This window comes from Ruegeria sp. BHSA118, assembly GCF_059613405.1.
On sequence record NZ_JBXWSM010000001.1, the window covers coordinates 24,941 to 48,283 of the forward strand.

Consider the following 23,343-nt stretch of genomic DNA (forward strand, 5'->3'; position numbering starts at 1 on the left):
TGTTTACCGCCGTATGAAAACTAGCCTCAAAAACGTGCCCTTTCCGAGCATCTGAACACAGTATGTCACAGGTGATTCGGGTTGTGAATCCCCTGATTCGATTTTTTCATCAGTAATTTATGCGCGTCCTGATCTGCGTCAGCGCCACGATTCCAGCGCCTGATTTCGCGCGACGGTCTGTTCTTTCATGCAGGTCCAGTAGAACATCGGCGCAGCGCTGCCGCCGCCCGACAATTCCTTGTCGCAGGTTGCGTCTCGGACCTTCAGCCAGGCGCGTTGTTCGGCCAGAAGAGCATCACCTTCGCCGCGCGCATCGGCTGCGGGTTTGATCTGTGCTCACAGTCGGTTGAGTTCGCGATCCGCGACTTCCCATTGTTCTTTGGCGCAGAAATTCGCGTCAAGCTGGGTCTGGCCGCCGCAACTGGATTGAGCGGCGGCAGAGCAGGGCAGGATCGTAAGGACAAGAAAGTAAATTGGCTTCACGGTAATATCCCCCGTTCAAAAGGGGATAATACCATGGACCATATCAGGCGATCAAAGGCGGCAAGCGGTGCTTACTGATCCAGCGCAGAGACACCGGGCAGGGTTTTGCCTTCCATCCATTCCAGAAACGCGCCACCCGCGGTCGAGATATAGGTGAAGTCCTTTGCGGCACCCGAGGCGTTCAGCGCCGCGACCGTGTCTCCACCCCCGGCGACTGAGATCAGCTGACCCGAACGGCTGAGCGCGGCCGCCTTCAAGGCAGCGGCATTCGTGGCCGCGTCGAACGGTTCCAGTTCGAATGCGCCCAGCGGACCGTTCCAGATCAGGGTTTTGCTTTTGTCGAATATCTCGATGATCGCGGCCACGCTTTCGGGGCCAGCGTCCAGGATCATGCCATCCTCGGGGCATTGATCTGCGGGCAAAACCTGATGAGGAGCATTGGCTTCAAACTTTTCGGCAACCACGACGTCACGTGGCAGAACGATCTGACAGCCGGTGCTTTCGGCCTTGGCCAGAATTTCGGCAGCGGTGTCCTTCATCGCAGTTTCGGCCAGCGATTTTCCGACACTGACACCTTGTGCGACGAGGAACGTATTGGCCATGCCGCCACCGATCACCAGATAATCGACCTTGTCGATCAGATTGCCCAACAGTTCCAGCTTGGTCGAAACTTTGGCGCCTCCGACAACCGCCGTTACAGGGCGCTTGGGCGCACCCAGCGCGCTTTCTAGTGCCTGCAACTCTGCCTGCATCAGACGGCCCGCACAGGCGGGCAGCAGGCGTGCGATGGCCTCGGTCGAGCTGTGGGCGCGGTGCGCGGCTGAAAACGCATCGTTGCAATAGACATCACCCAGCTTGGCCATGCCAGCGGCCAGATCGGTGTCGTTCTTGGTTTCGGCCGCATGGAAACGTGTGTTTTCCAGCAGCAGCACCTGACCGGGCTGCAACGCCTGTGCCGCCAGTTCCGCCTCGGCCCCGACGCAATCGGCGGCAAACAGAACCTTGGCACCAAAAGCGCTTTCCAATGTCGGAACCAGTTGTTTCAGTGACAGACTTTCACGCCGTTCGCCACCGGGACGGCCAAAATGGGCCAGAAGGATCGGTTTGCCGCCAGCGGCCAGAATATCGCGCACCGAGGGGACGATCCTTTGAATGCGAGTGGCGTCGGTCACAACACCGTCAACCACGGGCACGTTGATGTCCACACGCACCAGCACGCGTTTGCCGTTCAGGTCCATATCGTCCAGTGTTTTCCAGCCCATTGTGCGATCCTTGTCGTTGGCAACCGATTTAGGCGGTTCTTTTCCTGCATTTTGCCCTCAGGTCAATGCGTCACTTGGCATTCGCACGCGTGCGTCATAGGTATTTGCGCAAGATAAACGACAGGAGGGCCTCATGGCCGAGATCAAGGATCCCGAAAACACAATCATCATCGAGCTGAAAGGCGGCAACGTCGTCATCGAGCTGCTGCCGGATGTAGCGCCGTTGCACAGTGCGCGGATGAAGGAACTGGCCCGTGGCGGTGAATATGACAACGTGGCCTTTCACCGTGTGATCGACGGCTTCATGGCGCAAACCGGCGACGTGCAGCATGGCGATATGGAAGACGGGTTCAACCTGCGCATGGCGGGCACTGGCGGTTCGTCATTGCCGAATGTTCCGGCAGAGTTTTCCAAGCTGCCTCATGATCGCGGTACGCTGGGCGCGGCGCGTTCGCAGAACCCGGATTCGGCCAACTCGCAGTTCTTCATCAACTTCAAGGACAATCACTTCCTGAACGGTCAGTACACGGTCTATGGCCGGGTCATCGACGGGATGGAGCACGTCGATGCCATCGTACGCGGTGAGCCGCCTGCAAGCCCCGACCGCATGATCAGCGTCAAGGTGGCCGCAGATGCATAAACTGGCTGCGGCTTTTGCCCTGCTGGTAAGCCCGGCGCTGGCCAGCGGTTTGCAGATCGAGGTCGAAGGGGAAGGGGCCAATGGCACAATCTCGATCGACCTGTTCGAAGATGTCGCGCCAAAGCATGTGGAACAGATCACCGCTCTGGCCGCTGACGGTCAGTACGATGGCGTCGTGTTTCACCGCGTGATCGAAGGTTTCATGGCCCAGACCGGCGACGTGCAATACGGCAATTCCACCGCGAACGGCTTTGACATGCGGTATGCCGGGCGTGGCGGGTCAGACCGCCCGGATCTGCCGGCTGAGTTTTCTGACCTGACCTTTGATCGTGGCGTGGTCGGCATGGCAAGGTCGCAAAACCCGGATTCAGCCAATTCGCAGTTCTTTATCATGTTCGAACCCGGCCCGTTTCTGGACGGCCAGTATACCGTGGTCGGGCAGGTGACCGACGGTATGGACGTGGTGGATGCGATCAAACGGGGGCATTCCCAGACCGGAGCGGTTACGGGCCAGCCCGACGTGATGAAGAAAGTCACCGTTACCGAATAAGAAGATTTAGCCCGGCTCAAGCGCCGGGCTTTTTCTTTGGCCTATTGGTCGATGAAGTCGCGGATGGCACGGGTATAGGCACCGGGATCTTGAAACGACGCGAAGTGGCTGACATCTTCCAGAACAAGCAACTTGGCGCCCGGAATCGTGTCAGAAATTGCTTGTGAATGCGCCATCAGAATGGCCTCGTCATGTGCGCTTTGAACAACAAGTGTCGGGACGGTGATCGATGACAGCGCCTCAAGCCCACCGGGTTTTTCGGTACCCCACATGGCGGCAACCCCAGCAAGAAATGCCTCGAACCCGTCAGGAGTGGGGGACATGGCCGCATAATCTTGGGCCATCATGCCCACGTAAGTGCCAAAAACCTCGTTGGTTTCCACCGAAGGGTCGATCCCGTCCAGCGTGACATTGCCTGCATGGGCAAAGTGACTGGCCAGCCGATCCGGGTTGGTGGTCGAGATTGAATACCCGATATTTGCCCCATCGGACCAGCCGACCAGATGCACCTGATCGACTCCCAGATGATCCAGCAGCGCCAGATAATCCTGCGACAACAACGCGTAAGAATAGGGGCTGCCATCGTTGGTGGATCGTCCATGCCCGCGCGTATCCGCAACAATCACCCTGTGGTCCTGGGACAGGTCGGCAACCTGCGCGGCCCAGATATCGCCATGGGCAAGCCCGCCGTGGATCATCAGAACCGGCGTGCCGCCCGCGTCGCCATACGTGGCGTAATACATGTTGATGCCGTTGATCTCTGCCGTGCCCGCTTCGGTGGCGGCGGGCATCTGGGGGGCTTGCGGGATGCTCAGCCATTTGTCTTCGGCCCAGCCCGCCGTTGCAACGCAGCTTAGGATAAGTGTTGCAGTAAGTGTCTTCATTGTATCCTCCCGTTGAACCAAAGGCCGTAACCAAGCCAGGTTTGACGGAAGGATACCGTGTTTTTCAGCAAAGGGGATAATTACCTTTGCCGCGCGGATCAGTCATCCGAGGACATCGCCTTCCAGATGACCGCACCGATCGCGCCGCCGATCAGCGGGGCCACCCAGAACAGCCACAGCTGTGACAGGGCAGGTCCGTCGGCAAACAGGGCGACGCCTGTGGACCGGGCCGGGTTGACCGAAGTGTTGGTGACCGGAATTGATACCAGGTGGATCAGGGTCAAGGCCAGACCAATTGCGATGGGGGCGAAACCTGCCGGCGCCTCGTCCGAGGTTGCGCCCAGGATGATCAGGATGAAGAAAGCGGTCATCACGATCTCGATCACCAGAGCGGACATCAGAGAGTATCCGCCGGGTGAGGCCTCACCATATCCGTTGGACGCAAATCCCCCGACGCCGGCGAACTCGGGCGCACCGCTGACGATCAGATACAGAACAACTGCGGCGGCGATGGCGCCGATGACCTGAGCGATCCAGTACGGCAGCAGATCCTTGGCCGGAAACCGCCCGCCGATCATCAGGCCCAGGCTGACCGCCGGATTGAAGTGCCCGCCCGAGATATGGCCAACCGTGTAAGCCATTGTCAGAACCGTCAGGCCGAAGGCGAATGCCACGCCAAGCCACCCTATGCCGACATCTGCGACGCCCGCTGCCAATACGGCACTGCCGCAGCCTCCGAGAACCAGCCAGAAGGTGCCGAAGAACTCGGCCAGTAGTTTTGATGACATGAAAATTCCTCCACAATGCAATGCGCTTAAGTGTAATTCATAAATTAACTTTTGTTAAATTGAGCCGAACGGGGAATTTTCCCGACGCCCGCGCACCAGGGGTCGAAAAGCCTTTAGTGCCATTCAGAAGGGTCCAGGTGAAAAAGCTTGGACAGTTGCTTGTAAACCTCCGGGTCCGACCTGCGCAGGGCCTTTGGCCGCTCAAAGAACACTTCAACCGAAACGGCGAAAAACTCCTCGTGCCCTTCCGAGCCATAGGGGTCGATTACGGTTGGCTGACCGGATTCAACGGCGCGTACATGCGCGTCGTAGGCTGTCAGGAATGCGGATTCCCATTCTGAAAAGCTTTGGTCGTCGCTGAGTACGGGCACCCCGTTCGCCGACCCTGTCAGATCGTCGAGCTGATGGGCAAATTCGTGAAACACAACATTTTGGCCGTCATGATCGTTCATGGCCCCGCGCTGGCTATGCGCCCAGGACAGGATCACCGGACCGCGGTTCCAGCTTTCCCCTGTGCGCACGATTTCCTTTTCGGTGACGACATAGCCGCTGTGCCGGCTCTGCCTGGATTTGAAAGCGCTGGGATAGATCAGGATCGTGGTCAGGTTGTCATACCAGAGATCGCTATTCACAACCAGCAGACAGGCTTGCGCGGCGATGGACAGTTGCATGTCTTCGGTAACGTCCAGGCCGTCACACCCGATGAATTCAACCTGATCAAGGAACAGGTTGATCTTGCCTTCCAGCTTTGCGCGCAGGCCTTTCGGCAGTTTCCGCAAGATCGGGACCTGAGCGTCGACAAGCTGCCGTTGCGTGCCGGTCAACGGGGCCGCCAACAGGGCGTGGCGCGCCTGTCGTTTGGACCAGAAGTAAAAGGCAAGACCAGCGGCGATCACCGCAACAAGTGTCAGAAAAATCAACATGGCCCGACCCTAACGTGATCCCGACGGGATCAAAACAAGTTTCCCGGGCACAGGCCGCGGCGCAAAAAAGAAACGCCGCGGGTCTCCCTGCGGCGTCTCCGGTCTGACCTGATGGGTCGAATTACTGTTTGACGTCTGCCGCCGGGTTCGATCCGGCTTTGGCGCTGCGGCCCGGATTCAGCGGATCGTCCTGGCGCTGTACGGACCCTTCGAAATGCGCACCGCTTTCGATGGCGATGGTCTTGTGGATGATGTCGCCTTCGACACGTGCGGTCGAAGTTAGGCGCACCTTGAGGCCACGTACGCGACCCACGATACGTCCGTTGATCACGACGTCATCAGCGGTGACTTCACCCTTGATCGTTGCCGATTCACCAATGGTCAGCAGGTGGGCGCGGATGTCGCCTTCGACCGTGCCTTCCACCTGAATGTCACCGGTGGTCTTGATGTTGCCGGTGATGTGCAGATCCGAAGACAGAACCGACGCAGGCGGCTTGGGCTTGGGTGCGGTGGCAGGTTTCGACTCGGTCGGTGCAGGGGCCGCTGGGGTCGCCGGAGCGGCTGGTTTGGCCGCCTCGGGTGCCTTGGATGCGGGCTCGTTGATTTTGCTTTTAGAAAACATTTCTCGCAGCCTTGATGTAAGTCATTGGGTTTACAGGTTTTCCGTTCACGCGCACCTCATAGTGCAGATGCGTGCCGGTCGACCGTCCGGTGCTACCCATATCAGCAATATGATCCCCGCGCGAGACCCTTTGACCAACCTTCACGTTGATCTTGGTGTTATGAGCATAAAGTGTCTCAATTCCGAATGCGTGCTTGATTTTCACAAGCCGTCCGAAACCGGATTGCCAGCCTGCATGGGTAACGACGCCGTCTGCGGTCGCAAAGATATCCGTGCCTTGCGACCCTGCGAAATCGACCCCATTATGCATCCGGCGACCACCGGTTTTGGGGTCGCGCCGGCTGCCATAGCCGCTGGTGAAACGCACGGCCGAATGTACGGGATTGGCAAAGGGGGCCTTTTCCGCCGCAAGTCGGTAAAGGTTCAGCTGATCCATCTGTTTCAGCAATGTGTTCGCGCGGGCTTCCTCGGCGGACAACTCGTCCACCTCACCGCGCGTGCTAAGGGATAAAGGGGTCAGCGGACCGCCCATACCGCTGTATCCGCGCCGGACCTCTTCGATGATGCGGTCTGTTGGCATTCCCGCCTGACGGAACATCTTGTCCAACGGCTCGACCGAGATCACCATGGCCTCTTCCAGCTGGCGGAAAATCTCGTCGCTGCGTTCCTGCATCAGCCGGATTTCCAACTCAAGATCATCGCGCTGGTCCAGCGCATCTCGGGCGTCGGCGGCGATCTGATCGCGTTCCTCGGCCGTGCGCGCCAGAGCGTCCGTCATGAACGCCATCTGAACCGGCGCGCTGGAGGCCGTTACGTACATGTCAGCGTTGCTGTTTTCCTGCTTCAGCGCCGCCAGTTCCTTCCGCGCATCTTCCCGCTGTTTCATGGTGGTGCGCAGCGTGGTCTGGATGACTTCGATCCCCGTCTCAAGTTCGCGACGGCGATTTTCCGAAGCCAGCAGTTCGGACTGCATGGCGGAAATCTGTTCCAGTGCGGCGTTGAAACGATCCTGAGCGGCGAGCGCTTCCTGCGCACGGGCGTCGCGTTCTGCGGACAGGACATTCAATCGTTCCTGATAGGTGGCCTGGTCGCGTTTCGCCTGTTCCCGGAAATTGCCCGAACCGATGCTGTCCATCAGCAGAATGGCGGTTGCGACCGCGGTCCATCCGACCATGACGGCAACGCCAGCCACCGCAACCACCTGCGTTTCCGAGCTGAGGCGGATAAAACGTGTATCTTTGTCAGACTTCAGAAAAACCCGGCGTTCCGGAAAGTACCGTTCAAGTGCGGAGTGTATTTTTATTGCCAGACGTGTTCGCACGCGTCCTACCTCTCATCCCCAAGATCGGGCCCGGTCGTGAGTGCAATAGCCGTCCCTTGGGCCGATTGCATAAACGGCTCGTCGTGAACGGGCAAGTTTGTTGACCAATCTGCGTCAAACGGCGCAAAAATCCCCCCGAGATCGGCGGGAATTTGCCGAAAACAACGAAAAAGTGTCAGTTTGTGACTTCGCCGGGCGCGGGCAGGTCTTCGGTCAGGGGCCAGTAGAAATCGGGGGGCAGGCCAGCTTCGGCGCGCTTTTCCTCGTTAAAGGGTGGCTTCAGGACACCGTGAAAGTATCGCCGGACCAGCGCGTGGAACACATTCTTTGGGTCGGCATTTTCGCGACCGCACAGGAAATGAAACCACTTGGACCCATAGGCGACATGGCCGACTTCTTCGGCATAGATCACTTCGAGTGCCGCGATGGCTTGGTCCGCCTTCGCTTTGCGGAATATCTTGATCATGCCGGGGGTCACATCCAGACCACGCGCTTCAAGCACCATGGGAACAACGGCCAGCCGTCCCATCAGATCGTCTGCGGTGTCCTCGGCCGCGCGCCACATGCCTGCATGGGCGGGCAGGGCGCCATAGTGGCTGCCCATCTGATCCAGACAATCGCAGACCATCTCGAAATGGCGCGATTCCTCTTCGGCGCATTTTACCCAATCGTCATAAAACCCGATCGGCATCGGCACATGGCCAAAGCGGGCAATGATATCCCAATGCAGATCGACTGCGTTCAGTTCGATATGCGCCACGGCATGCAAAAGGGCGATGCGGCCCGCCTCGGTGCCCGGTTTGCGCTTTGGCACCTCGCGCGGAGACAGGAGTTCGGGCCGTTCCGGGCGCGCCGGTCGCAGCGGGGGTGACGCGGTGCCGATCTCGATCGGGGGCGCGTCGCCCTTGCGCGATGCAAACCACGCGGCGGCGTGCTGTTTGGACAGGGCGGTCTTTTCCCGACCTTCCGCCGTTGCAAGAACTTCGGTCGCCATCTGAGTCAGCGATTTGGACACCATTATTCTCCGCCTGGTTGTTCCTGTGGCTCTTAAACTGGATGGCGACCGTGGTCGAGAGCGTTACAGCGCGCGCACGGCCTCCAGCACCTCGTCCACGTGGCCGGGAACTTTGACCTTGCGCCAAACGCGGGCAATTTTGCCTTCGGGGTCGATGATGAAAGTCGAACGGTCAATCCCCATCGACTTGCGCCCGTACATGTTCTTTTCGACCCACACGCCGTAGTCTTCACAGACGCTCGCGTTCTCATCCGACAGAAGCGGTGTTGTCAGCCCATGCTTGGCGACGAATTTGTTATGTTTGGCGACGCTGTCACGCGAGATGCCGAAAACTTGAGCGCCCGCATCGGCAAAGGCCTGAAGTTGTTCCGAGAAACCGATGGATTCCTTGGTGCAGCCCGGCGTATCATCGCGGGGGTAGAAAAACAGAACCACGGTGCTACCGCGCAACGCCGAAAGCGTCACCTCGCCGCCGCCGTCGCGCGGCAAAGTGAAGTCAGGGGCGATGTCTGAAACGTCGGGCATTGGAAACTCCGCTAAAGGTTTTTAAAGGCTGCCTGACATCATAGGGCAACGGGTGCGGGTTGGAAGGCGTGGATAGCAATTTGAAGCAGCACGAAGACGATGACGGGGCACAGCCGGATAAGCCCGTGCGCCGTCGGTCTCGCCGTCGGGCCGCTGGTCTGTGGGCCATGCGCGGCACTTTCGTGCTGGTGCTGCTGGCGCTGTTCACCGGTTTCATGGTTGTCGGGCAAAGAATGCACGCACCCGTCTGGCTGCGGGACAGGGTCGAGGCGCGGCTTGAGCAGGCTTTGGGCGGGCTGCAAATCCGGTTTGGCGATGTCAGTTTCATCATTCACGAGGGGTGGCGACCCCGTCTGCGTCTGACCGATGTGGCCATCAACGACGCTGAGGGTCGGCAAATAGCGCAAGTGTCCGACATGCGCGCCAGTCTGGCCATGCGCCCCTTGTTGCGGGGGCACGTTCGCCCCAAAAGAATAATTCTGAGCGGTGCGCAGATTGCCGTGACCCGCGACAAGGACGGGGCGCTGAGTCTTACGGTCGGGTCCGGCAGCGCACCGGTGCAGGAGGCCCCGAACCTGGCGCAGCTTATCGAAGCTTCGGATCAGGTCTTCCTGTCTCCGGCCCTGTCTGCACTGACTTCAGTTGAACTTGACGCAATCACACTGGACTATCGCGATCTTCGGCAAGGGCGGTCCTGGATTCTGGACGGTGGGCATATTCAAGCCAACCGAAGCGGCAACGAAGTGCGCTTGGCAACCGGGTTTTCGGTTCTGGCGGGGCGTGACTATGTCAGTGCCATCGAGGCCAATTACACAAGCGTTCTGGGCACACCTGCCGCACAATTCGGAATCTCGGTCACCGATCTTCCGGCCGAGGACATCGCGGGCCAAACTCCTGCCCTTGCCTGGTTGCAGGTTCTGCGGGCCCCGATCTCGGGTGCCTTGCGCGGTGGTGTCGATGAAAACGGAGCGATCGGAACTGTGTACGCCACGCTGAACCTGGGGGCGGGGGCGGTGCAGCCAAACCCGGAAACACGCCCGGTTCCCTTCGAATCCGCGCGCACCTATTTCACCTATGATCCCGAAAGCCAGGTCCTGGATTTCAACGAAGTTTCGGTGGTCTCGGCCTGGGGTGAGGTTCAGGCGGATGGCAAGGCGTTTCTGGAAGGTGCAGAAGATGGCGTACTGGACAGCCTGTCTGCACAGTTGCGGCTGTCCGGTATCAACGTGAACCCGGCAAACCTGTTCCCGCAACCTATTCAGCTTTCGCGGGCCAGCCTGGATTTCAAGATGGCCCTCAACCCGTTCCAGCTGCATCTGGGTCAGATGACCATCGAAGACCCGGGTCACACGGTGCGTGCCTTTGGTGTCCTGACCGGCCGGCCGGATGGCTGGGCCGTCAAGCTGGATGCCCATTTAGATCAGATGACCTCAGACAAGGTGCTCAGTTACTGGCCCGAACGTCTGGCCCCGAAACCGCGAGAGTGGGTGACCGAAAACCTGTACGAAGGGGTTCTGTCGGATATGGACTTTGCCCTGCGCCTGCTTCCCGGATCGAAACCCGATCTCTATCTGGATTTCGGGTTTGAAAAGGCGAAGGTCCGATTTGTCAAAACCCTGCCGCCGATCGAAAACGCTCAGGGTCAGGCCAGCCTGCTCAATCAGCGCTTTACGGTCACTGCGCAGCAGGGCGTCGTGATTGCGGATGACGGCGGCGCTGTGGATGCGTCGGGGACGTCCTTCATCATACCCGACACGGACATCAAGAAATCCGCGCCAGCGATTGCACGCATCCAGGCCAAAGGCAGCGTGACGGCCGCGTTGTCGTTGCTGGACCGACCTCCGCTGGAATTGCTCAGCAAGGCAGGGTTGCCCGTTGATGTGGCGAAGGGAACGGTGTCGTTGGCAGGAACCCTTTCCCTGCCCTTGAAAAAGGGTCTGAAGTTTGACGAGACCGAGTTCCATTTCGACGGCAGGCTGGCCAACCTGTTCAGTGACCGTTTGGTGCCCGGTTTTGACGTCAGCGCTGATCTTCTGGACCTTTCTGGTGATCAGTCCGGCGTTCAGATTCAGGGGCAGGGGCAGTTCGGGGACGTGCCGCTGACGACGCTGTGGCGGCAGCCGATAGACGGCAAGTCGGAACAGCGAAGCACCCTGACCGGTCAGATCGAGCTGTCGCCGCGATTGATGGATGAGATCGGCGCCGGCCTGCCTCCGGGTATGCTGACCGGCAAGGGGATCGCGGATATCATGTTGGGGCTCGGTGCCGGGGTTGCCCCGAACCTGTCCGTCACGTCTGATTTGCAGGGTGTCGCGCTGGCCATACCTGAACTTGGTTGGCGAAAGGGGGCCAATTCGACCGGCACTCTGACGGCCGAAGCGACTTTGGGATCGCAGTTGAAGGTGGATAGCCTGCGCTTAAATGCGGCGGGTTTGCGAACATCTGCCTCAATTACGTTTCGTGAAAACGGCGAATTTGACCGGGTTCGTTTCACCTCTTTCGATCTGGGCGACTGGCTGGCGGTCCCGGCAGAGCTGATCGGGCGTGGGAACGCCATGCCGGATATCCGTGTGCTTGGCGGCGTCCTTGATATGGGCCGCGCGAATTTCGGCGAAAGCGGCGGATCGGGCGGCGGGGGCGGCGCCGGGCCGAAGCTGGATGTGGCTCTGGATCGCCTTCAGGTTACGGAAACCGTCGCGCTGACCGGGTTCCGGGGTGCCTTTCAGACGACCGGCGGAATACAAGGGAACTTCACCGCGCAGGTCAATGGTGGCGCGCCGGTCCGAGGGCAGGTCAGCCCCAGGGGCAACCGAAGTGCCGTTGACCTGACGTCGCAAGATGCGGGGTCCGTGCTGCGATCGGCCGGAGTACTGACACAGGCGCGGGGCGGAGAAATGACCCTCAAGCTCGAACCTGTGGCCGCAGCCGGCAGCTATGACGTGATACTGAGAATCACCAACACGCGGATCACCGACGCCCCGGCCATGGCGGCCTTGCTGAATGCCATCAGCCTTGTGGGCCTGTTGGATGAAATGGCGGGGCAGGGTGTCTTTTTTGCGGCAATCGATAGCCGGATGCGTGTCACCCCCACAGATATCAAAGTGCTCAGCGGCAGTGCCGTCGGCCCGTCGATGGGCCTGTCTTTTGATGGCACCATCGATACGGTGAACGGCTTGCTGAACCTGCGCGGTGCGATCTCGCCCATATACCTGCTCAACGCAGTTGGCAGCGTGTTTACGCGCAAGGGTGAAGGCGTTTTTGGCTTCAACTACACCCTGACCGGCCCGCTTGCATCGCCCAAAGTATCGGTAAATCCGTTGTCCGGTCTTGCACCTCTGTTCCTGCGTGACCTGATGCGTGCCCCGGCCCCCAAAGTTCAGGATGGTCCGAACGCAGTGCCCCAGAAACCGGATGAAACCAAACGCACATTCGGCTCATCCCCAAGTGACCGCTGACAGGATATGGCCGAATCTGATGCAGGGTTGTAAGGCGCGGGCATGAAACTCAGCGATTTTGATTTCCATCTGCCCGAAGACCTGATCGCCACGCGGCCGGCAAGCCCGCGTTCCTCTGCACGTCTGCTGGTGGCGCAGGGGGATGCAATCACGGACAGCCATGTTTTCGACCTGCCCGATTGCCTGCGGCCCGGCGACCGGCTGGTGTTGAATGACACACGGGTCATTCCGGCGCGACTGAACGGCCGGCGTCACCGAGACAGTGCGCAGGGGCCGGTTTCCGCAGGGATCGAGGCCACTTTGCTGGATCCACAGGCCGATGGCACGTGGTCTGCGTTGATCAAGCCGCTCAAGAAGGTGAAGCTTGGGGAACAGATTGTCTTCTCGGATGATCTCAGCGCCACGCTGGACAGGGTTGCGGATGGTCAGGCGTTTTTGCGCTTCAATCTCAGCGGCGAGGATTTCGACGCGGCGCTGGATCAGGCCGGAGCGATGCCTCTGCCGCCCTACATCGCAGCCAAACGTCCGGCTGATGAACGGGACAAGACGGACTATCAGACCATCTGGGCAAATCATTCAGGCGCCGTGGCCGCCCCGACCGCATCATTGCATTTCGATGAGGCGCTGATGCGGGCGCTGGCAAAACGGGGGGTAAGCTTCACGCATGTGACGCTTCATGTGGGGGCTGGCACTTTTCTTCCGGTCAAGGTTGAGGATGTCACAACACACAAGATGCATGCTGAATGGGGGCAGGTAAGCCCCGAGGCCGCCGCTGAGATACAGGCGACCAAGGCGGCTGGCGGGCGGGTGATCCCGGTGGGGACAACGGCTTTGCGACTGATCGAAAGCGCGGCAAGGTCAGGAAAGATCGAATCCTGGGAAGGCGACACGGATATCTTCATCTATCCCGGTTTTGAATTTCATGTCACTGACGCGTTGATGACCAATTTTCATCTGCCGAAATCCACTTTGCTCATGCTGGTTTCGGCTCTGATGGGGCAGGATCGGATGCGCGATGTCTACGCGCATGCCATCGCCCGGAAATTCCGGTTCTTTTCCTATGGCGACGCGTCGCTTTTGATCCCTTGAGAGGCGCGGAAACAGTATCGCGGATCGGGAATGTCGTAGACAAGCGCGACGCAGGCGGTCTTTGATCGCAGAACGACACTAAAAACAGGTTGGCATTAGTCGGAGGCCCCAATGATTCAGGTCCTTTCCAGCGCATGGGCGCTGCTGCTCGGCATGGGGTTGCTGATGGTCGGAAACGGCCTTCAGGGCACGATTCTGGGTGTGCGGGGTGAGATCGAAGGCTTTTCGACCTTCGAGATGTCTTTTGTCATGTCGGCCTATTTCCTGGGCTTTCTGGGCGGCTCACGCCTTGCGCCCGAGATGATCCGGCGTGTTGGCCACGTGCGGGTCTTTGCGGCCCTTGCGTCGTTCATTTCGGCCGTGATGATCATGTATCCCATGCTGACAAACCCGATCGCATGGATTCTGGGCCGTGTGGTGATCGGGTTCTGTTTTTCGGGCGTCTATGTCACCGCCGAAAGCTGGCTCAACAATGCGGCCAGCAATGAAAATCGCGGGCAGGCGCTGTCGCTCTATATGATCGTCCAGATGACGGGGATCATCAGTGCGCAGGCGCTTGTTCTTGTCGGCGACCCGGCCGGTTACGAGACCTTTGTAATCGCCTCGATCCTGGTTTCAGTGTCCTTCGCACCGATTTTGCTGTCAATCTCGCCCACACCGGCCTTTGATACCACCAAACCGATGACCCTGAAGAAACTACTGGAAACCTCGCCTCTGGGCTGCGTGGGCATGTTTCTTCTTGGGGGCGTGTTTTCGGCGCAGTTCGGCATGGCGGCGGTGTATGGCGCCCGGGCAGGGCTGTCGCTTGTCGAGATTTCAACCTTCGTTGCCACGTTTTATATCGGCGCAGTGGTTCTGCAATACCCTTTGGGCTGGTTTTCTGATCGCATGGATCGCCGCTTTCTGATCCTGCTTGTGGCGCTCGCCGGTGCCGGTGGTGCAACGATCGCGATGATAATGGGCGGATCGTTTCCAATTCTGCTTGCTTCGGCTTTCCTGATCGGTGGTATGTCCAACCCGCTTTATTCCTTGCTGATCGCACATGCGAATGACTTTCTGGATCACGAAGACATGGCGGCCGCATCCGGCGGGCTGGTATTCATCAATGGTTTGGGCGCGATTGCCGGGCCGGTGATCACCGGCTGGCTGATGGGGGATGCCATATTCGGGCCACCGGGCTTTTTTCTCTTTATTGCGGCACTGTTACTCGCAATGGCACTTTACGCCCTGTATCGGACGACGCAGCGGGCATCGATTCCTGTGGACGAAACCGGCACAATGTCGACGCTGTATCCAACAGCCTCGCCAGTTGCGTTTGAAGTGGCACAGGAAGTCGCCATCGAAGCCGCCGAGGCCGAACAGGCCGAGCAGGAAGATGCCTAGGACACAGGATTATGTCGCAAGTGTTGCAATATGTTACTGTAACAGTTCTGTAAAACGGCCTTAAATGACGTTACGTCCAGACTACGGGCACAAGACGGAGTTTAAGGCAATGGTAACGCCTGAAGAAGTATTGAGTTTTTGGTTAGATGAGGTGGGTCCAAAGGGCTGGTACAGTGAGGATGAAGCGCTGGATTCAGAAATCCGCGCACGTTTTCAATCAACGTGGGAGGCTGCGGCCGAGGGCAAGTTTTCGCTCTGGCTGACCTATCCCAGCGGGTCACTGGCTTACATAATTTTGACGGACCAATTTCCACGCAACATGTTCCGGGGGCAAGCGCGTGCTTTCGCGACGGACCGAGCGGCCCTGGCGGCGGCGAAATGCGCGGTAGACAGAGGCTGGGACAAGAAGATCGATGAACCGGCCCGGCAGTTCTTTTACCTGCCGATGATGCATTCGGAAAATCTGTGCGATCAGGAACGCTGCGTGCGTCTGATCTGTCAGAACCTGAGCAGCGATACAAGCAATCTGCTGCACGCCCGTGCGCATCGTGAAGTGATCCGCAAGTTCGGTCGTTTCCCCTACCGGAACAAAGCACTGTCGCGCAGCTCGACCCCCCATGAAGAGGCTTACGTCGACATGGGCGGCTATGGCAGCACCGTGCGACAACTGCAAGCGATGGCCTGAGATCGCAGATACATGTTGTGCGCCTCGGTTGTTCGCGCGGGGCGCTTCAGGATCCCGGCTCACATCCTTTGAACGCCAGGACGCGTTCGGATGCGATGTCTGCTCCGGTCTGGATGGCCTGGGCGATCAGAACCTCTGGTGTCTCGGCAAGTTCAGTGAACCGTTCCTGCGCAGATTGCAGCTTTTGGTCAACTGCGTTCAGGCGGCGCAATGTTGCCTGGATGTTTTGCGCGGCTTGACTGTCGGTGATCTGGTTTTCACTTCTCAGGGTCGCCAGATCATCGCGCAACGCGGAAAGTTCGCCCCGAATGCCCTTCGCCTCATCCCGAAAAGGGGCAAGAACCTGTACGGCCTCTGAGAATTCTGCCGAGACGCTTTCGACTTTCGATGCCAGCTTCCAGCCCAGAAACAGGCACAGCGCCACAAGTATCAAAGTTGCGTTAAGCAGAGCAAGTGCCAGATCTTTCAGTGTTTTGGCCATGGTAAACCCCTTGAATTCAATGTCTTCACAAATGTCCGAGCGGCGTCGGCAGTTCCGTTCTAGCCATAGCACGGACCGGGGTATAGGCTGAAATCCGCACATTCAGGCATGGTTTACCCTGCGTCTCATTTGTCGCGGGAAGGCGTGTTGATGCGTTTCTGGAAATAGTTTAATGGTAAACTAAATTTTCACCACCTGCGCCGAGAGGAACACATGGCTGCACAATCCTATGATCTGATCGTAATCGGGGCTGGCCCCGGTGGCTATGTCGCCGCCATCCGTGCGGCCCAGCTTGGTCTGAAAACCGTCGTGGTCGAGCGCGAGCACCTTGGTGGCATCTGCCTGAACTGGGGGTGCATCCCCACCAAGGCATTGCTGCGGTCCTCCGAAGTGTTCCATCTGTTGGAGCGCGCCAAGGATTTCGGACTGAAAGCCGACAAGATCGGTTACGATCTGGACGCGGTCGTCAAGAGATCCCGTGGCGTTGCCGGGCAGCTTTCGGGCGGCATCGGCCATCTGCTGAAGAAGAACAAGGTCGCCGTGGTGATGGGTGAAGCGACCATCCCCGCAAAAGGCAAGGTCAGCGTCAAGACCGATAAGGGCACCGAAGAACTGACGGCCAAGAATATCATTCTTGCAACCGGCGCACGGGCCCGCGAACTGCCCGGCCTCGAGGCTGACGGCGATCTGGTCTGGACGTACAAGCACGCGCTGCAACCGCCTCGGATGCCAAAGAAACTGCTGGTCATCGGCTCGGGCGCGATCGGCATCGAATTTGCCAGTTTCTACAACACGCTGGGGGCCGATACGACGGTGGTCGAGGTGATGGACCGCGTGTTGCCTGTGGAAGACGCGGAAATAAGTGCCTTGGCCAAGAAAGCCTTCACCAAGCAAGGCATGACCATCATGGAAAAAGCCATGGTCAAGCAACTGGATCGCGGCAAGGGCAAGGTGACCGCTCATATCGAGGTTAAGGGCAAGGTTGAAAAGCACGAGTTCGACACCGTTATTTCGGCTGTCGGGATAGTTGGGAATGTCGAAAACCTGGGTCTGGAGGCGCTGGGCGTAAAGATCGACCGCACGCATGTGGTGACGGATGAATATTGCCGTACCGGTGTCGAAGGCCTTTATGCGATTGGTGACATCGCGGGCGCGCCCTGGCTTGCACATAAAGCCAGCCACGAAGGTGTCATGGTTGCCGATCTGATCGCGGGCCAGCATGCGCATCCGGTCAAGCCCGAAAGCATCGCCGGATGTACCTATTGTCAGCCGCAAGTGGCCTCGGTGGGGTACACCGAAGCGAAAGCCAAAGAACTGGGGTATGACATCAAGGTTGGACGCTTCCCCTTCATCGGCAACGGCAAGGCGATTGCTCTGGGCGAACCGGAAGGTCTGATCAAGACCGTGTTCGACGCCAAGACAGGCGAACTGCTGGGGGCCCATATGATCGGCGCGGAAGTCACGGAACTGATTCAGGGCTATGTGGTTGGGCGGCAGCTGGAGACCACCGAAGAAGACCTGATGAACACGGTTTTCCCGCACCCGACTCTGTCAGAAATGATGCACGAAAGCGTGTTGGATGCGTATGGCCGCGTGATCCACATGTAACGTCATACGCGTGTTGCGACCGGGCAGGGGGCTCTGCCCCCGCCTTGCTGTGCGCGGCTCCCCCGGGATATTTTGGGCCAGATGAACAAGGGATTCTCTGTTCATCTGGCGTCAAATATCCCGGAGCGCGAGGCAGAGCCTCGCTGAAATCCGTTACTTGTTCAAAGCATCCAGAATGCGGGCCCACGAACGGATGCCCTTGTGGAAGCTTTTGACGTCGTATTTCTCATTCGGCGAATGGATGGCGTCGTCCTCGTTGGCATAGCCGACCAGCATCGAATCCAGCCCCAGAACGGTATTGAAATACCCGACGACGGGGATCGATCCGCCCATGCCGGTAAACACCGCTTCGCGATCCCATTCGTCCGACAGCGCTTTGCGCGCGGCTTCGAATTCCGGGCGATCGATATTCATGACCGAAGCGGGCGACCCTTCCAGATCGTTGTCCCAGACAACTTTTGCATCCGGGGACAGGCGATCCTCGACATGTTTGCGGATCTTGTTGCGCAGCGCGTCGGGGTCCATGTCGCCGACCAGTCGGCACGTGATTTTACAATGCGCTTCCGAAGGGATAACGGTTTTCGAGCCTGCGCCATTGTATCCGCCCCACAGCCCGTTCACCTCTAGTGTCGGGCGCGCCCATTGCTGTTCGAGCGTCGAATAGGCTTTTTCGCCGTGCGGCTGGGTATAGCCGACCGAATTCAGGTAATCCGCTTCGTCGAAGCCGCAATTCTGCCACTGGCGCAGCTGGTCCTGGGGTACTTCGTGAACGCCTTCATAGAAACCATCGACCGTGACACGCCCGGTTTCGTCATCATAGAATGAGGCAACGATTTTCGACAGCTCGCGCAGCGGGTTCAGCCCCGGGCCGCCGTAATGGCCGGAGTGCAGATCAATGCGGGGGCCGATGATGGTGAACTCGTCCTTCAGCATGCCGCGCAGCTGCGCAGCAATCGACGGCACACCTCGCGATACCATGGATGTATCGCAGACCAGCGCCAGATCCGCTTTGAGTTCGGCGGCATTTTCTTCGAGGAAGGGGACCAGAGAGGGTGAGCCGGATTCCTCTTCGCCTTCAAAGAAGAAAGTGATGCGGCAGGGCAGGGATCCGTGCACCGCTTTCCAGGCGCGGCAGGCTTCGACGAATGTCATCAATTGACCTTTGTCGTCCGATGCCCCGCGCCCGCGGATGACGGGGCCGTGCTCGGTATCTTCGATGGCGGGGTCAAACGGGTCGCGTGTCCAAAGGTTTAACGGATCGACGGGTTGCACATCATAATGGCCATAAAACAGGATATGAGGTGCATCCGAGTCCTCGCCCACATGGCCTACGACCATCGGGTGCCCCGGGGTTTCTTTTTTTTCTGCTGCGATTCCAATACTGTTGAGGTCGGCAACCAGCCAGTCGGCTGCACGGCTGACGTCGGCCTTGTACGCGGGATCGGTCGAGATCGAGGGGATGCGCAACAGCTCCATCAGGCGGTCGATCGAGGTTTGCAGATCTTCGTCAATCCGGTTCAGCACGGTGTCTAGCGACATGGGGATCTCCTGCTTGTCAGTGTTCGGGCGAACCCTAGCAGCGTTGACAGCGCCGTCCAGAGCGGTTGATCTGAATTGTTCATGCAATCACATGCCCGCGAATGACGCTGCGCGGGCTGCGTCGTTTCCACGCGTCCGATGGCCGGAACTATACTTGCCGTGAGCATTGCAAACTTATATTTGATGCAAATCAAAGTTGGGTTCACCTGTTCGGCTGTAACCAGCTGAACAAAGTAACACAAAGCTGCTGATACAGGTTAAGCTGTGGGATGTGGCAGACTAATTGCCCAAGGGAAACCGGAAACGGGCATTCAAGGAGGGTCCGTTGGACTATACTGCTCAGCTCGATTCAGCGATTGCCAGGCTGCATGACGAAGGACGTTACCGGACCTTCATCGATATCGAACGTCGCAACGGACAGTTCCCCCATGCGGTGCGTACGCGCCCCGACGGGTCGCAGCAGGATATCACCGTCTGGTGCGGCAATGACTATCTGGGCATGGGCCAGCACCCGGTCGTGTTGCGGGCGATGCACGAGGCGGTCGACGCAACCGGTGCCGGGTCGGGCGGGACGCGCAACATCTCGGGGACAACGGTCTATCACAAACGGCTCGAGGCCGAGCTGGCAGATCTGCATGGCAAGGAAGCCGCGCTGTTGTTCACCAGTGCTTATATCGCCAACGACGCCACGCTCAGCACGCTGCCCAAGCTGTTCCCGGGGCTGATCATCTATTCTGACGCGCTGAACCATGCTTCGATGATAGAAGGGGTACGCCGAAACGGCGGGGCCAAGCGCATCTTCCGTCATAACGACGTGGCGCATCTGCGCGAATTGCTTGCGGCGGACGATCCCGCCGCACCCAAGCTGATCGCGTTCGAGTCCGTCTACTCGATGGACGGTGATTTTGGTCCGATCGAAGAAATCTGCGATCTGGCAGATGAATTCGGCGCACTGACCTATATCGACGAAGTGCACGCGGTTGGCATGTATGGCCCGCGTGGTGGTGGCGTGACCGAGCGGGATCGCCTTGCACATCGGATCGACATCATCAACGGCACTCTGGCCAAGGCCTATGGCGTCATGGGGGGCTATATCGCCGCCAGTGCAAAGATGTGCGATGCCGTGCGGTCTTATGCGCCGGGCTTTATCTTTACGACATCCTTGCCGCCGGCGGTTGCCGCAGGGGCGGCTGCATCTGTTGCATACCTGAAAACCGCGTCTGAGCTGCGCGAGCAGCACCAGACTCAGGCAAAGATCCTCAAGCTGCGGCTGAAGGGAATGGGCCTTCCGCTGATAGACCACGGCAGCCATATCGTGCCTGTGATCGTCGGCAATCCGGTGCACACCAAAAAGCTCAGCGATATGCTGCTGGACGATTATGGCATTTACGTGCAACCGATCAATTTCCCGACCGTCCCGCGCGGAACCGAGCGCCTGCGTTTTACCCCGTCTCCGGTGCATGGACCCGACGAAATGAACCGTCTGGTGCAGGCGATGGACGAACTTTGGTCACATTGTGCGCTAAATCGCGCCGAACTTGCCGGATAACCTAACGCCAAAGTGTGCAACGAGTTTGCCGCGTGTTAAGCTTACGCTAACAAAACGAGTAGACGAATCATTCTGGGGATGATTCGCCACTTACGCGAAATACGCGACAGGCAGAATGGGGCAGCAGGGATGATTGGGCGCAGATCTCAGCGCGAATCCGAAGAGGACGTAGATGTCAGACCAAAAGGGTTTGACGACTACGAAGTTCGCCTGGGCGACAAGATGCGCGGTGAACGCGCAACGATGGGCAAATCTCTTCTGGATGTTCAGCGCGAGCTGCGGATCAAAGCCAACTATATCGCTGCAATTGAAAACGCCGACCCCGATGCGTTTGATACACCCGGCTTTATCGCCGGGTATGTGCGTTCCTATGCGCGCTATCTGGGTATGAACCCTGATGAGACCTTCGCGTCTTTCTGCAAGGAAAGCGGATTTGAGGTTGCGCATGGCATGTCCGCAGAGGCCTCGGTGGTGCGGAAGCCTTCGGGGGCTCTGCCTGCGCGCGGCCCGATGGGGCGGGATCCGTTCATTTCGCCCAATACGCCCTATATTCCGGGCAAGGAGTCCCTGGTCAGCCAGATTGAACCCCGCGCAATCGGCTCGTCGCTGGTTTTGCTGGCGGTGATCGGTGGCATTGGCTATGGTGGTTGGGCTGTTTTGAACAAGATTCAGCAAGTTCAGGTCAGCCCGGTTGAACAGGCACCGGTGGTTCTGTCTGATCTGGATCCGCTGGATGCGGCGCGCAGCAATGTGTCTGATGACGCTGCACAAGTGGCAAATGCCGAAGCATTGGACCGTCTCTATCGTCCGCAGGCACTGGATGTTCCGGTGCTGGTTGCGCGGGATGCTCCGATCTCAACGCTTGATCCGCGCGAGGTTGGAACCTTCCGCCCACCCGAATTGCCGCAGTTCGAAGTGGCTGAACTGCACACGGTCGAAAAACCGGCCCTGCCGCAAGTGGTCGAACAGATCGATACCACGCTCAAGATTGTGGCGGTTGATCCGGCATGGATGCGCGTGACGGCTGCGGATGGCAGCGTCATTTTCGAAGGTACGCTGGGAACCGTCGAGCAAGGCAGTGTGTTCGAAGTGCCCCTGACGGAAGAACCGCCGTCGTTGCGTGCGGGCGCATCGGGATCCGTTTATTTCGCGATGAACGGTAAGCATTACGGCCCGGCGGGTGCTCCGGGCACGGTCGCCAAGGGTGTCGTTCTGTCGAAAGACGCCGTGTCCGAGGCCTATGCCGTCGCCGATCTGGAGGCGGAACAGAACAGTGCGCTCAAGCAACTGGTGGCGGAACTGCAAACCGAGGCGACAGAAACGCCCGCCGAGTGATCTAGCCATTGCGATAACCCCGTTGCCGAACTATCTACAATCGCAACTCAGGCAGACGCGGATCCGTCCTTATGTCCCTCAATCACGTGCGCCCATGGCGCGACATCTATCGTCGTAAATCCCGTCAAATCATGGTCGGCAACGTCCCCGTTGGTGGCGATGCACCCATTGCCGTTCAAACCATGACCAATACGCTGACCACCGATGTGGCGGCGACTGTGGCGCAGGTGCAGGCGGCGGCTGAGGCGGGTGCGGATATCGTTCGCGTCTCGGTTCCTGATGAGGCGTCGTCCAAAGCGTTGAAACAGATCGTCAGGGAAAGCCCCGTGCCCATCGTGGCGGATATTCATTTCCACTATCGGCGCGGGATCGAGGCCGCCGAAGCGGGCGCTGCCTGTCTGCGCATCAATCCCGGCAATATCGGTGACGAAACCCGCGTGAAAGAGGTCATCCAGGCGGCGCGCGACCACAACTGCTCGATCCGCATTGGCGTGAACGCGGGCAGCCTGGAAAAGCACCTGCTTGAGAAATATGGCGAGCCGTGCCCCGAGGCGATGGTCGAAAGCGGGCTGGAACATATCCGCATCCTTCAGGACAATGATTTTCACGAGTTCAAGATCAGCGTAAAGGCCAGCGACGTCTTCTTGTCGGCTGCGGCCTATCAAGGCATTGCCGAGGCCACCGACGCGCCGATTCATCTGGGCATTACCGAGGCCGGAGGGCTGGTCAGCGGCACGATCAAATCGGCCATCGGGCTGGGCAACCTGCTGTGGATGGGAATCGGCGACACGATCCGCGTCAGCCTGTCTGCTGATCCGGTGGAAGAGGTCAAGGTCGGGTTTGAAATCCTCAAATCCCTTGGCCTGCGCCATCGGGGCGTCAATATCATCTCGTGCCCATCCTGCGCGCGGCAGGGTTTTAATGTCATCAAAACCGTCGAGGCGCTGGAACATCGCCTTGAACACATCAAAACGCCGATGAGCCTGTCGATCATCGGCTGCGTGGTAAACGGGCCGGGCGAAGCGCTGATGACCGATGTTGGTTTCACCGGCGGCGGGGCAGGGTCCGGCATGGTCTATCTGGCCGGCAAAGCCAGCCACAAGATGTCGAACGATCAGATGATCGATCACATCGTGGAAGAGGTCGAGAAAAAGGCGGCTGAACTGGATGCGGCGGCTGAAGCGGCTGAATAGCATGTTTCTTCAC

General features: G+C 58.9%; 22 protein-coding genes. 11 read left to right on the forward strand and 11 right to left on the reverse strand.

Going from position 1 to position 23,343, the window contains the following annotated elements; all coding sequences use genetic code 11:
- Positions 1-138: 138 nt before the first annotated feature.
- A complete protein-coding gene (locus tag AC2FNN_RS00150) occupies positions 139-330 on the reverse strand; it encodes a lysozyme inhibitor LprI family protein (protein WP_496755911.1) in 192 nt (63 codons plus the stop codon).
- Here AC2FNN_RS00150 and AC2FNN_RS00155 point away from each other — a divergent pair.
- Positions 277-561: a hypothetical protein gene (locus tag AC2FNN_RS00155; RefSeq protein ID WP_496755746.1), complete on the forward strand. Its 285-nt coding sequence runs from the start codon at positions 277-279 to the stop codon at positions 559-561. The genes AC2FNN_RS00150 and AC2FNN_RS00155 overlap by 54 nt on opposite strands.
- Here the strand turns inward: AC2FNN_RS00155 and AC2FNN_RS00160 are convergent.
- On the reverse strand, positions 555-1,745 hold the full coding sequence (locus AC2FNN_RS00160) for a phosphoglycerate kinase (RefSeq protein ID WP_496755747.1): 1,191 nt from the start codon (positions 1,743-1,745) through the stop codon (positions 555-557). The two genes, AC2FNN_RS00155 and AC2FNN_RS00160, sit on opposite strands and share 7 nt — an antisense overlap.
- 133 nt (positions 1,746-1,878) lie before the next feature.
- Between AC2FNN_RS00160 and AC2FNN_RS00165 the strand changes: the two genes are divergently transcribed.
- The gene (locus AC2FNN_RS00165; protein WP_209503601.1) at positions 1,879-2,385 is read left to right on the forward strand and encodes a peptidylprolyl isomerase; all 507 of its coding nucleotides are present in this window, start codon (positions 1,879-1,881) and stop codon (positions 2,383-2,385) included.
- A complete protein-coding gene (locus AC2FNN_RS00170) occupies positions 2,378-2,935 on the forward strand; it encodes a peptidylprolyl isomerase (RefSeq protein ID WP_496755748.1) in 558 nt (185 codons plus the stop codon). Before AC2FNN_RS00165 ends, AC2FNN_RS00170 begins: the two co-directional genes overlap by 8 nt.
- Positions 2,936-2,976: 41 nt before the next feature.
- Here AC2FNN_RS00170 and AC2FNN_RS00175 read toward each other — a convergent pair whose 3' ends face one another.
- The 7 genes from AC2FNN_RS00175 to AC2FNN_RS00205 all read right to left on the reverse strand — a co-directional run bounded on the left by AC2FNN_RS00175 (position 2,977) and on the right by AC2FNN_RS00205 (position 9,013).
- Positions 2,977-3,819, reverse strand: a complete 843-nt coding sequence (locus AC2FNN_RS00175) for an alpha/beta fold hydrolase (RefSeq protein WP_496755749.1) — start codon at positions 3,817-3,819, stop codon at positions 2,977-2,979.
- A gap of 98 nt (positions 3,820-3,917) precedes the next feature.
- On the reverse strand, positions 3,918-4,607 hold the full coding sequence (gene aqpZ / locus AC2FNN_RS00180; RefSeq protein ID WP_496755750.1) for an aquaporin Z: 690 nt from the start codon (positions 4,605-4,607) through the stop codon (positions 3,918-3,920).
- Between the two features lie 113 nt (positions 4,608-4,720).
- Positions 4,721-5,530 carry a M90 family metallopeptidase gene (locus tag AC2FNN_RS00185; protein ID WP_496755751.1) on the reverse strand — a complete coding sequence of 270 codons (810 nt, stop codon included), beginning with the start codon at positions 5,528-5,530 and terminating at the stop codon, positions 4,721-4,723.
- Positions 5,531-5,651: 121 nt separating this feature from the next.
- Complete coding sequence (locus AC2FNN_RS00190; protein WP_224852932.1) at positions 5,652-6,152, reverse strand: bactofilin family protein; 501 nt, start codon at positions 6,150-6,152, stop codon at positions 5,652-5,654.
- Complete coding sequence (locus tag AC2FNN_RS00195) at positions 6,142-7,473, reverse strand: DUF5930 domain-containing protein (RefSeq protein WP_496755752.1); 1,332 nt, start codon at positions 7,471-7,473, stop codon at positions 6,142-6,144. Before AC2FNN_RS00195 ends, AC2FNN_RS00190 begins: the two co-directional genes overlap by 11 nt.
- A 175-nt stretch (positions 7,474-7,648) precedes the next feature.
- Positions 7,649-8,467, reverse strand: a complete 819-nt coding sequence (locus AC2FNN_RS00200; RefSeq protein ID WP_496755913.1) for a ferritin-like domain-containing protein — start codon at positions 8,465-8,467, stop codon at positions 7,649-7,651.
- 84 nt (positions 8,468-8,551) lie between these two features.
- Positions 8,552-9,013 (reverse strand): peroxiredoxin, encoded by a 462-nt coding sequence (locus AC2FNN_RS00205; protein WP_496755753.1) that lies wholly within the window; start codon positions 9,011-9,013, stop codon positions 8,552-8,554.
- An 80-nt stretch (positions 9,014-9,093) separates the two neighbouring features.
- On the opposite strand from AC2FNN_RS00205, the gene AC2FNN_RS00210 reads away from it, so the two are divergent.
- The 4 genes from AC2FNN_RS00210 (at position 9,094) to AC2FNN_RS00225 (ending at position 15,625) form a co-directional block, all read left to right on the forward strand.
- Positions 9,094-12,468 carry a YhdP family protein gene (locus tag AC2FNN_RS00210; protein ID WP_496755754.1) on the forward strand — a complete coding sequence of 1,125 codons (3,375 nt, stop codon included), beginning with the start codon at positions 9,094-9,096 and terminating at the stop codon, positions 12,466-12,468.
- A 42-nt stretch (positions 12,469-12,510) separates the two neighbouring features.
- A complete protein-coding gene (gene queA / locus AC2FNN_RS00215) occupies positions 12,511-13,557 on the forward strand; it encodes a tRNA preQ1(34) S-adenosylmethionine ribosyltransferase-isomerase QueA (RefSeq protein WP_496755756.1) in 1,047 nt (348 codons plus the stop codon).
- A 111-nt stretch (positions 13,558-13,668) separates the two neighbouring features.
- The gene (locus tag AC2FNN_RS00220) at positions 13,669-14,940 is read left to right on the forward strand and encodes an MFS transporter (RefSeq protein WP_496755757.1); all 1,272 of its coding nucleotides are present in this window, start codon (positions 13,669-13,671) and stop codon (positions 14,938-14,940) included.
- A gap of 109 nt (positions 14,941-15,049) precedes the next feature.
- Positions 15,050-15,625: a DUF924 family protein gene (locus AC2FNN_RS00225; RefSeq protein ID WP_496755759.1), complete on the forward strand. Its 576-nt coding sequence runs from the start codon at positions 15,050-15,052 to the stop codon at positions 15,623-15,625.
- Positions 15,626-15,671: 46 nt separating this feature from the next.
- On the opposite strand, the gene AC2FNN_RS00230 is transcribed toward AC2FNN_RS00225, so the two are convergent.
- On the reverse strand, positions 15,672-16,106 hold the full coding sequence (locus AC2FNN_RS00230) for a hypothetical protein (protein ID WP_496755760.1): 435 nt from the start codon (positions 16,104-16,106) through the stop codon (positions 15,672-15,674).
- A 213-nt stretch (positions 16,107-16,319) separates the two neighbouring features.
- On the opposite strand from AC2FNN_RS00230, the gene lpdA reads away from it, so the two are divergent.
- Complete coding sequence (lpdA, locus tag AC2FNN_RS00235) at positions 16,320-17,714, forward strand: dihydrolipoyl dehydrogenase (RefSeq protein WP_496755761.1); 1,395 nt, start codon at positions 16,320-16,322, stop codon at positions 17,712-17,714.
- Positions 17,715-17,867: 153 nt separating this feature from the next.
- Here lpdA and AC2FNN_RS00240 read toward each other — a convergent pair whose 3' ends face one another.
- Positions 17,868-19,253, reverse strand: a complete 1,386-nt coding sequence (locus AC2FNN_RS00240; RefSeq protein WP_496755763.1) for a dipeptidase — start codon at positions 19,251-19,253, stop codon at positions 17,868-17,870.
- A gap of 325 nt (positions 19,254-19,578) precedes the next feature.
- Between AC2FNN_RS00240 and hemA the strand changes: the two genes are divergently transcribed.
- From hemA to ispG, 3 genes are all read left to right on the forward strand, one after another.
- Positions 19,579-20,802, forward strand: coding sequence for a 5-aminolevulinate synthase (gene hemA / locus AC2FNN_RS00245; protein ID WP_496755764.1), 1,224 nt, complete (start codon positions 19,579-19,581; stop codon positions 20,800-20,802).
- A 129-nt stretch (positions 20,803-20,931) separates the two neighbouring features.
- Complete coding sequence (locus AC2FNN_RS00250; RefSeq protein ID WP_496755766.1) at positions 20,932-22,137, forward strand: helix-turn-helix domain-containing protein; 1,206 nt, start codon at positions 20,932-20,934, stop codon at positions 22,135-22,137.
- Between the two features lie 71 nt (positions 22,138-22,208).
- The gene (gene ispG / locus AC2FNN_RS00255; protein WP_496755767.1) at positions 22,209-23,330 is read left to right on the forward strand and encodes a flavodoxin-dependent (E)-4-hydroxy-3-methylbut-2-enyl-diphosphate synthase; all 1,122 of its coding nucleotides are present in this window, start codon (positions 22,209-22,211) and stop codon (positions 23,328-23,330) included.
- Positions 23,331-23,343: the final 13 nt, after the last annotated feature.